This is a genomic window from Arthrobacter sp. 2RAF6 (assembly GCF_052115205.1).
In the GTDB taxonomy this organism is placed as follows: domain Bacteria; phylum Actinomycetota; class Actinomycetes; order Actinomycetales; family Micrococcaceae; genus Arthrobacter.
In genome coordinates this window covers 1-374 of the sequence record NZ_JBFRGF010000143.1, presented here as the reverse complement: position 1 = coordinate 374, position 374 = coordinate 1, and the positions used below count along the sequence as shown (strand labels likewise).

Genomic DNA, 374 nt, shown 5'->3' with positions numbered 1-374 from the left:
GTCTCGGTCCCCTGGGCCCTGGAAGCCCAGAAAGTCCTCGCCCAGGACTGGGGAGTCTCCGCCGACGTCTGGTCCGTGACCTCCTGGAACGAACTCCGACGCGACGGACTCGCCGCCGAAGAACACGCCTTCCTGAACCCCGGCGAAGAACCCCGCACCCCGTTCGTCGCCCGGCAACTCGCCGGCGCCACCGGACCGGTCATCGCCGTCACCGACTACATGAAGGCCGTCCCGGACCAGATCCGCCAATTCATCCCCAACGAATTCGCCTCCCTCGGCGCCGACGGCTTCGGCTTCTCCGACACCCGCCAGGCCGCACGCCGCTTCTTCAAAAACGACACCCACTCCATCGTCGTGAAGACCCTGCAACTCCT

1 protein-coding gene is annotated in these 374 nt (G+C 66.6%); it reads left to right on the top strand.

The window, feature by feature from the left end:
* Positions 1-374 (top strand): transketolase-like TK C-terminal-containing protein (locus tag AB4Z38_RS25875; protein ID WP_441432358.1); only part of this gene is annotated, 374 nt, incomplete at both ends.